Source organism: Natronolimnobius sp. AArcel1 (genome assembly GCF_011043775.1).
Lineage (GTDB): Archaea > Halobacteriota > Halobacteria > Halobacteriales > Natrialbaceae > Natronolimnobius.
This window is the reverse complement of sequence record NZ_JAAKXY010000008.1, coordinates 98,117-108,821: the sequence shown is the minus strand read 5'-3', so window position 1 is coordinate 108,821 and position 10,705 is coordinate 98,117. Positions and strand designations below refer to the sequence as shown.

At 47.4% G+C, this 10,705-nt stretch carries 3 protein-coding genes and 2 pseudogenes; 2 read left to right on the top strand and 3 right to left on the bottom strand.

Annotation, left to right across the window (positions count from 1 at the left end):
- Both G6M89_RS21125 and G6M89_RS21120 read right to left on the bottom strand, forming a co-directional pair.
- Positions 1 to 70, bottom strand: a pseudogene (locus G6M89_RS21125) (IS6 family transposase); the annotation flags it as partial.
- Between the two features lie 380 nt (positions 71 to 450).
- Positions 451 to 1,539: a transposase gene (locus tag G6M89_RS21120; protein ID WP_241175494.1), complete on the bottom strand. Its 1,089-nt coding sequence runs from the start codon at positions 1,537 to 1,539 to the stop codon at positions 451 to 453.
- Positions 1,540 to 1,619: 80 nt separating this feature from the next.
- Here G6M89_RS21120 and G6M89_RS21115 point away from each other — a divergent pair.
- Positions 1,620 to 2,096: pseudogene (locus tag G6M89_RS21115) on the top strand (RNA-guided endonuclease InsQ/TnpB family protein); the annotation flags it as partial.
- A gap of 67 nt (positions 2,097 to 2,163) precedes the next feature.
- Positions 2,164 to 3,471, top strand: coding sequence for a hypothetical protein (locus G6M89_RS21110; protein WP_165163869.1), 1,308 nt, complete (start codon positions 2,164 to 2,166; stop codon positions 3,469 to 3,471).
- Positions 3,472 to 3,593: 122 nt separating this feature from the next.
- Here the strand turns inward: G6M89_RS21110 and G6M89_RS21105 are convergent, their stop codons facing one another.
- Positions 3,594 to 10,490 (bottom strand): PEGA domain-containing protein, encoded by a 6,897-nt coding sequence (locus tag G6M89_RS21105; protein ID WP_165163868.1) that lies wholly within the window; start codon positions 10,488 to 10,490, stop codon positions 3,594 to 3,596.
- Positions 10,491 to 10,705 lie beyond the last annotated feature (215 nt).

The following is a 10,705-nucleotide window of genomic DNA, read 5'->3' as shown; positions in this document are numbered from 1 at the left end:
TCCGCTCACGCTCCCAAGCTTCATCAAATTCCGCCGCGTATGACTCGCTGAGCAGGTCTGCGAGCTGCATGATCAAACCAACTCTACGACCTGCTCACTTCTCAAACCACGCTAACTAGACGGTGCCTTTTGACCCCCCTTTCTTTTTCCTCAAGGTGAGGGCTTGGACGCGGTAGGGAGGTATCATAGACCAGCAAATATCTAACCTTGCGTGATTATACGAAATACAGGAAAAAACCTACGGCTTTACAGTAGTTGCTGATTCGATTCGGAAAGCCGCAGAGATTGAGGTCTCGTCTCGACTCCGGCTTCATGAAACCGTGCTCAGTGCTGTCCAGAGAGTGGAATAGCTGCCGAAGCTTTCTGTCAGCCGTTGTTCTCCCAGTCTTGCCAGTACTGAGGGGCGTAGTGACTCGGGCCCTAAGCCCGAGTCAATCGCCGAGACAACCGCTATCCGTACGGTATTTGACCGAGAAACGCCCGACGTGGAGTTACGAGTAGATTCGTCAATACCCACAGATTGTACAGCGCAATGGCGAACAGGAAGTAGAAGAGCCGTACTGAGAATGTTGGGGAAGACGTTCTCGGGAGTAACTCTGTGATCTTTCGGTAGGACGTCTCGATGCCCCAGCGACGACGATATGCTTCAGCTAGCGGACGAGCGATCTCGACGTCAGTGCCGACGTCGAGATCGCGGTTGGTGACCAAACAGAAGTGATCGTCTTCTCGTGTTCGATGCGGAACGACGACTAGCCGGACTGTCGTCCGACCCGTCGGCGGGTTCGACCGAGCCATCTCGTATTCTGCGATGAACGTGTCGCTATCGTGGTCATCGATGAACTGCTGTACCTTCCGTGTTTGCGGCGCACGCATCAAGAACTCAACGTCGAGTTCTTCGAGCACTAATGCAAGGTGAACACGATAGAAACCACGATCGAGGTAGAGCCGGTTGATTTCGACGTACTCGCGGGCTTCTGAGACGAGTTGGCGGAGTGCATCCGCCAACTCGTCGGTATCGCTGCCCTCCAAGGCTACTGATCCAAGCGTGAAGCGGACGCTCGGATCGACGATACAGACGGTAGCGAACTTGTACGCGCGATCGGTGCCCTGCGCTGGATTCGTTGTACAGACGTGAGGAGTCTCTTCGTCCCCGTAATAGAGCCAGTCGTGAACGTCGATGGTGACGTCGACCGGCCGGGTAAACATCCGGTTGCGAGTTGCTTCCTCGAGGATCGCCTCGCGGACGCGGTCGAACTGATCGTCGACCGCGTCCGCGTCGAGTCCACGCAAATGATAGAGGAGTGCTCGTGCGAGGGGATTTCGAGCGGTCGCGTCAATAGAAATATCGTCGCCACGGGCAAGTTGATAGGCTTTCGCACCAGTATTTACGAACTCATTATCGAAGGCGATCCGAGCGAGGACTCGCTGGAAGTCCTCGCTCGGATATGTTCCGTTTGCACCGATCCCAAATTCTAGTTCCGGAAACAGCAGTGATGAAGCCGCACGAGTCACCTGCGTTGCCTCAGTTGTCTCGACCATATCGAGACAACGACCGCAACGACAATCGTTGCTTGGCTACTTCAGCAACTACTGTTTAGCGGTGGGTAGCTCAATACGCGAGAGAATATGACCTTGTGACCGTGGAGGACTTGGACGTGAAGGGGATGTTCGAACAGTCGCACAACGCTCGCAACAAGCAGGACGCGGCGTGGCGACAGTTCATCACGCTCCTCGAATACAAAGGCGACCTGCACGGAACGCACGTTGTGCAGGTCGAAGCACGAGGCACCACCAAAGAGTGCGCGTCATGCGGTGTGGAGACGGTGAAACCCATCTGGGTGCGGGAACACTCCTGTCCGAGTTGTGGATTCGAGACAGATAGAGACTCGAACGCGGTCGTCAGACTACGTCTGACGGGCAGCAAAATCGCACGCGATTTTGCGACGGCGATGAAGGTTCTCAAGCGTGGGTTTTCTGAGGTAGGGCTGGGATGGCCCGAATCGACGCCTGTTGAGACTGTGACCGCTACGGACACCTCTGATTTCCAGCGCGTGTCTGCAAGTCACGTCCTCGAAACAGGAAGCCTACCCTCGTGAGAGAAGGATTCCCCGCGCTACTGTGCGCGGGGAAACATTCAATGAATTCCTGTTCATAGCATATATTATGAATCGAAGAGAGTATATAGTAACAGGTATTGGATCGTGCTCTATAACAGTTGCAGGCTGCACAAGCAGTGATAATCAAAATGGTTCTAATGAATCTGTAAGTTATGACGATCAAGATAACACATCTGCTGATAGTGGTGATGACGAACCCTCAGAGACTGACGAAAATGGCGATGGGTCTGATGCTGGTGATGTATCCTGGTCTGTGACCGGGGAGTTTCCAATTAGGCTTCAATCGGACTCAGAGAGTTGGTACTGGAATCCTGTTGAGTTTGAGCAGTACTTTGATTATTTAAGAAATGGTGTTTATGTTATGTTTTATAACGAGGACAGTTTATCGACTGATATATTAGATGATCCTGACTTTAGCCCGAAATTTCCTTTTGATGACAAAGACTTCTATCTAACAGGTGTTTTTGAACATCCGGAGTCTAGAAGAAATCCGGCATTCTATATTGGTGATTACACAGGTTCCCAAGAAGAGTTATTTGATAAGTTTAACTCGGAACTTGATGACATTGACTTACAAGACCAATCAACAGATGACGATGGGTTGATGATTATGGAAAGTGAGGAAGGGGTAGTTGCTGTTGGGGAGTCTACTTTTGGGTATGCTTGGATGTCATTGGAGGATCACTCCGAGGGCGTCGAACAGGTGAAACCTTACCTTCTTGATCGGATCTACACTCACGAATCAGAAGCCACTCCAGACAACCAACCAACGTGGTTTACAGAGGCGACCGAATTGCTAGGTCGGCCTACAGCAATGTACGTTAATCCAGGGAATAATTCTGAAGACTATGGCGTTGCATACGGGTGGCAAATAAATAGTGATTTCGTGGTTATGAGAACCGTCTTTGGGAAATCTGATGGATTTGATCAGACTGATATTGAAGAAATTGAAAACACACTATTTGAGAATGAAGACGAGGAATCATTGTTTCAGGCGTATGAGCCATTGGGTGAAGAAATGGCAGACCAATGTTTGTTGTACGACTGGAAAATCTCTGTCGAAAATTTCAATCTGCTTGATCCGGAACCGATGGGGGCGTCAGTGAATCTCCGATTTTCTGACGTTGAAGAAGATTTGTATATGATAGAACATACTGGCGGTGACATAGTAGAAGCCGCTAATACCGAAATTCTAATTGATGGCGAACCAATAGATATTCAATTTGATGACGAATATAATAAACTAAAACCCGGAGATTACATTGAGATCGAAGTTGAATCTCAGACCTCTATTACAGTCGTTTGGGAAAAGGATTCGATTGAAGAATATCTACTAAATACAGTTGTACATTAAGATAAACAATCTGACTTGAAGGTGAATTAGAATTCAGACGAGTCAGGTGAACATTTTCTTAATATATCCTATTTTGATATATTCCTATTTTACAATAACTCGAACGAGAACAACGCAAACTCCTACTCGTTAGGTACCTGACCAAACACTCGAGTGATGACCGCTGCTATCACGATGGCCACGACAGCGATTGAGGCACCAAAGCCAGGAACTTCATCGGCACTCACTCCAACGACTTCATCGTCTTCTGATGAGTCATCTGGTTGTTCTTCGCTATCCTCTTCAGACTCTTGAGCAGTACTGTCGTCCTCTTGTGATTCTTCATCAGTTCCGTCTTCACTATCATCTTCTGCATCTTCTATATCCTCTTCTATTGACAATTCAGTTGTGTATTCATCACCAGTTGTCTCAAAGACTATTTCATACTCTCCTGGTTCATCTGGAGTTGTAACTTCAAAGGTGATTGTTGTCTCATCACCTTCCCCAAGCGCCCCAGTGCTCGAACTTTCTTCGTAGTCGGCAAACGAGAGGGTGACATCTGTTATCCCAGCTGTTTCGCCAACATTTTCGACTGGTACTTCAATTTCAGCTGTTGTCTCTGCACCGACATCGCTTGGTACGTCTGCTGGTCCAAGTTCAAACACTTCGGACTCGTCCGACTCGTCCGGGGGAGACAATCCGGGACCTCCATTTCCATCACTTTCTGTTTCGCTTTCAACAGCCAACTCTGTAGCGCTACTCTCACTACCGTATTCAGCTTCTATTGTCACATTCCCCTCACTGTTTCCAGTCACTTCTGTTTCTTCAATAGTAGCAGTATCCGAATCAGAGCTTTCAATTCTCGCTACATCTGACACATTATTGACTGTGCCATTTTCATACTCTGAAGATACGATTAGTGACGTTGTCTCATTCACTTCAATTGGCTCATCTTCTGGTTCAATACTAATATTTGGCTCACCAGAAGGTTCTACTGTTGCAGTCTGTGTTTTGGAAGCACTTTCTCCATCGGAGTCTATAGTCAGATTTACAGAGGGTGCATCGCCAGTCTCTGTTTCGTAAGTTAGCGTCTCGTTTGCAGATGTATTTTTATCAAGATCAACTATAGCTTCATCCGCAGTTGAACCATCGACTGCCATTGAAATAGTCTGTTCGTCAGGTTCATCCCCGATATTCGTTGTCGTAACTGGAACCTCGAGTTGTTCTCCTTCGACCGGTTCATTTGCTTCCTCAGTGGCGAAATCAAAGAAGGGTCCATCCCCATCTGGTTGAATTTCAACTGGTATATCAGTGCTATCGTCTTCACTCTCGACAGTCACTGTGTGTGTACCAGCGTCTGAATCTGCACTTTCGAGTGTGACATTCTCTGTTGTGGATTCATTGCTGTTTATTGTCGTTTCAATGGAGTCACTGCCAAGGTCGCCACCATCAATTTCTATCGTTTGCGTATCGTCTTCATTCCCTGTATTCTCTATTTCTACTTCGAAGTTGAGATCTTCGCCTTGTGTATGTTCAACTGACTCAGTATGTTGTACACTGAAGTATGATTTATCGTCATCTAGCGATACCTCAATCGACTCTTCGTCACCACCAGTTACTTGTACATCGTACTCTCTGGGTTCGCTAACAGTCGTAGACAACAAAATGGAGTCTGATTCATCTGCCTCAACAAAGATAGACTCTTCATCGACGGACTCACCATCCACGAAGAATTCGACTGTCATTTCATCATCTTCTTCCCCGGTGTTTTCGATCGTTGTCTCTGCAAGAATTTCTGCTTCCCCGTTACTACTATGGGCACTAAAGTCGGATTCAGTAACCTCTACATCCGTTCCTCGTTCGTCTTTCTCGTGTAGGTCCACATCGATAGACTCTGTCTCCTCTAACTGGACCTCTTCAGATTCATACCCATCCTTATCGACAGTAACTGTCTCGTCTTCTTTGGGATGGTGCTCAATTTCAACCGGGGTTGTTCCGACGTTTTCACCATCGACTGTAACTTCTGCACCAGTTGGCGAAGAGACAACATCAATAGCCGATTCAAGAGTTATAGCTGAACTTTCAGTTCGTTCTATTGTCTGTAGTTCGGTCAATGACTCTCCTTCGGGGAGATCTGCAATTACAGATACATTGTTTATTCCCTCAGTAGTGTCTGGAATCTCTGTTGTAAGAGTGACCGGCACTTCGCTCGGACAGTCAGCATCACAGACACCCTCTTCGAACTCTGTCGACTCGACTTCTGCCCACTCGTCACCGATCTGCACACCAAACTCGCTTTGATTAGCTACTTCCTCTGGCGAGATGTTATCCGAATACTTGGCGATGGTATCGATGACCATTTCGTCTTCTCCATTTTCGAATGGGTCATCGGTAGTTGGATTCTCAATTGATAGATCTTCGACACGCAGGTCTTGACCGACAGGTTCAACCTCGACCCTGACGTCGTCTACAGGGTCATCATCCACATACGCTACAAGTTCTATCTCTTTTTCTTCGTCGTTCTCGAGTTCAACAGTGAAATATTCATCAACCCCTTCACCCGGATCTACTTCAGCAGTTTTTGAATCCCGGGCTTCGCCATTGACAGAGGCTTCAAGGATCACTTCACCGGTGTCGTAACCAGTGTTTTCAGCGATCCCTGCCATCTGGAACTCATCTCCAACCTCAAACTCTTCAGCTGGTTCCGTTTCCAATTCAGTTTCAAATTCCACATCCCTATCTTCTGACGTAGTGACTACTACTGGTTCTACACTGTAATCGGCATCAAGCCTCGTCTCGAGGTCATCGCGGTCAGTTTCTTTCCATACTGACGTGTATAAGTCGAATTCTCCGCTGGGAGTATCTTCTTCAGGAGACCATGTGAGTGGAGTGGTCTTCGATTCGTTGGGTTCGAGTTCTACCGTTGTTCCTGTCGTTCCATCGTTGTCAAACTCGTTACCATCAGGTCCGATTGCGGAATACCCGACGAAAAACTCCTCAGATTCAACGCCCGTATTCGTGACCTCAACAGTGGCTTCTACATCCTCATTATCACTGACATCGATCTCGGAGTCTGGCTCATCGACAAATGTGATAGATGCGTCTTCAGGCTCGAGTTGTTGCTTTTCAGCCTGGAGGTGCTCTTCTATTGTTACTAATTGCTCGAGAGCAACTTCTTTTGACACTTCATCAGCCGTTTCTACCTCTTCAAGTTGATTACGCCAAGTCTGTACATCATCAAGTGCGTAATCGATTGTATCCGCAGCTTCTGCGTCATCTCCCTCGTTCAGCTGTGTCTCTGCTGAGCCAAGTGTTTGATGGAACTGATCAATGTCCGTATCGCTCTCGTTAGCGGACTCAGCTAGTAGAACACCTGTTTCCATGTCTTCAACAGCTCCAAGCAGTGGAGCAACACGGTTGGTATATGTGTCTGCTAAGACTTTCAGGGGTGACACAAGCCCTTTTTTGCTATGGACGTTTTTCAACATACTCGATGTTTTGTCCATTGTATAGGTTGCGGGATCCTCGATACCGGTTTCGTCCAAAACGGACACAGTTGCGGTATCGCTCCACCAGTACGGCGTAGTAGTCCGATTAAAGGAATCAAACGCAACTGAGCGGGCTCCCTCGTCTGTCTCGTCAACGACTTCCATTGACAACTCGTTCGACTGTGAAATATTGCTGTCCGTCGTCTTACTCGTGACCTCGAACGAGTGTTCACCCATTTCTAAGTTTTCGGTATCAATTTCAACTGGTGTGGCATATCCCGTAGCTCGTTGATTTGTCAGTGGGAAGGTTGTCAACAATTGATCTTCTGGACGATCTATTTCGTATGCGTCGTCTGGAAGCCCCTCAATGGCTAGTTCAACCTCGGGCATATCCGCTGGTGGATCTGTTTCAAACCCATCTTCTGACATGGGTAACAGATACAATTTGGTCGTATTACCTTGCATAACCGTTTGAGAAGACCAAACTGCACCAATATCGTGGTCAAACACCTCCACTTCTGGATCAGTTTGAATTGGGTACGTTCCGTCTCCGGGGGATTGTTCCCCTTCATATATACTTGAGGAGTTCTCAAATTCGACGAAAACGTTCACTGATTCATCAGTATCGGTTTCCCCAGTATCCCATTTGATTGTGAACTCACCGTCATTATCCGTCTTTGACGTTGCAAGTTCATCGTTGAGAATAGTACCATCGGCGACTAGGTCAACTGGCTGATTACTGACTTCGTCTCCAGTATCTTTTTCCAGCAGTTGTCCATCAATTCGTACAGTGTCGCCATCTGTCTCTGCTGGCAGATCTACATCCAATTCTGTTTCGGTGCGGTCACCAATCTCAACAGTATGCGATGTGGTGGTATCATCTCCAATTTCGCCATAGAGTGTAATTTCGTCTCCAGGGTCGAAATCAGTGGTCTCGACTTGGGCAGTTTGTGAAAATTCACCATCTTCAGTTTCTGATGCTAGTGTCCGATCCACTATCCGTGATTCACGCAGTTCTAAGTCGGTTGCGCTGTCGGCTTCTCCCGAGAGTGTTACTTGGAAAGTATCACCGTATTCAACTTCAGTTGGTAGTTCTGACTCCCATTGGACAAAGGTTGTTGGTGGGGCTGCAACAGTTTGTGCTGATGTTTCATCATTCGGTGCAGAAACAGTTAGATCGGTTTCATCACCTGGTTCGATTCCAAGGTCGTCTTCTGCATCAACGCTGAAATCAACATCAAACGAACCAACTTCGACGTCCTCGCATGTTTCATAGCTTAGGTACCCGGCTTGATCAAGACAGACTTCCCCATCTTCGGAAGTAGAACCGGAAACAGCCACTTCGAAAGTCTCGCCTTCTTCGACTTCTTCGGGAGGTGTTTCTTCCCATCGGATTTCGTCAGCAACATCTCCGACTTGAACGGTCTTGACCGACGTTGTATCGTCTTCGGTACCCCACCATCCATCTTCTTCAATCTCCCCATAGAGTTCAATCTCGTCACCGGGTTCTACCTCATCAGTGTCAACTTCTGCAGTACGTGTAAATTCCCCTTGCTCGTCATCTGATGCAAGTGTCGTATCAAGAAGTCCTGACTCACGGAGTGTAAGTTCTCCCTCACTTTCAACTTCACCTGCAAGACTCACTTGGAATATTTCTCCATGTTCAACCGATTCAGGAGGTTCAGTATCCCATTCAATGTATGTTGCCGGTGGAACGCCTACAGATGTAGTTGAGGTTTCTGCATCTGGTGCCGTGGCAGTTAGTTCAGTTTCCTCTCCGTGCTCAACTCCTAGGTCCTCGGTGACATCAATGTTGAAATCAACTTCAAATGATCCGGCGTCTACTTCTTCGCACTCATTGTGACTCAGAAACCCGGATTGCTCAATGCAGACCTCTCCAGCTTCAGTTGTCGATCCACTAAGGGAGACATCAAAATTCTCACCATTCTCAACCTGATTCGGAGGATATTCTTCCCAGTGTATCTCATCAGATACGCCCCCTATTTGGACTGTCTCAATCGACGTGGTATCATCCTCAGTACCCCACCATCCGTCCTCTTCGATTTCGCCGTAGAGATCAATCTCATCACCAGGGTCAAAGTCGGTGGTGTCAACCTCTGCTGTTCGCGTAAACTCATCTTCCTCTTCGGCTGTTGCGAGAGTTGTATCAAGGATACTGGACTCTCGCAAAGCGAGTTCACCTTCGTTTTCGACAGCCCCCTCGAGTGTCACCTGAAATGTCTCTCCATACTCAATTGACTCGGGTGTAGAAGTGTCCCACTCAATGAACGTTTTTGGAGGAATACCGACTGTTTGAACAGATGATTCATCATTTGGTGCTGTCGCAGTCAACTCGGTTTCATCACCGGGTTCAAGTCCGAGGTCTGTTTCTGGATCAACTGTGAAATCAACCTCAAACGATCCAATGTCTACCTCTTCACACTCCTCGTGGCTGAAGTATCCAGACTGGTCAAGACAGACTTCCCCAGTCTCAGAAGTAGAGCCTATAACAGTTACATCCACTGTTTCATCTTCCTCAACATTGTCTGGAGGTGTTTCACCCCATTCGACTTCGTCTGGTATATTTTCTATCTGTACTGTCTCAACTGACGTGGTATCATCCTCAGTACCCCACCATCCGTCCTCTTCGATCTCGCCGTAGAGATCAATCTCATCACCTGGATCAAAGTCGGTAGTATCAACCTCTGCTGTTCGCGTAAACTCGTCTTCCTCTTCGGCTGTTGCGAGAGTTGAATCGAGAATACCGGCCTCTCGAAGGGCAAGGTCTCCTTCTTCCTCAACTTCTCCAGCAAAAGCCACCTGGAACGTCTCCCCGTACTCTACTTCAGTTGGAGGTCTCGTCTGCCAATCAATATGTGTTGCTGGAGTAACGCCTACTGTCCGAGTAAGCGATTCGTCAGTCGGCGTGCTCACCGTTAATTCAGCATCATCACCAGGCTCAAGTCCAAGGTCATTATCACTATCAACTGTGAAATCAATCTCGAACGAACCAACATCTACCTCTTCACACTCGTCGTGACTAAAGTATCCAGATTGGTCGAGGCACACTTCCCCCTCTTCAGATGTCGATCCGGAAACTATTATCGTGAATGAATCACCATCGTCAACCTCTGTTGGCGGTGCTGTTTCCCACTCAAGTTCATCAGCAACATCTGCTATTTGGACCGTTGCCGCCGGTGTAGTATCAGTTTCACCACCCAGCCAACTATCCTCTTCTACCATTCCATACAAGTTCAACTCTTCCCCTGGATCAAAATCCTCAGTGTCTACGGTCCAGAATTCGACAAAAGAACCTTCAATATCTGTGCTGTCGATTTCAACTCTGTCACCATCAACAAAATCGTTAATAGTGTGTTCGCCAGTATCATCAACTTCACCGCTGAAGGCTACTGTAAAGGTATCACCGTATTCTACTTCTGCAGGTGGTGTTGTGTTCCATCCAACATCTGTACTGGCAGCAACGACTCCTACCCCAGTAATCAGAAGAAAAATGACAACCCAGGTGCCGATAAAAGTGGATTGATTATTCATCTGAGTCCCCCGGAGTAACGGAACTCGCTCTGTATCCCGTCTTGATTTTTGAACGTTTTCTCAAAGATATTTTACTTGTACTACTGCCCGAATATGTAGCTCCCCCGAACATACTATGAGATATATTTATTCGTGTGTATTAAATCATTTGATCATAACACATGTCTGCCCATTCATTTGAATTGGCTGTGCTGATGGCGCAATGCTAGGGCTAT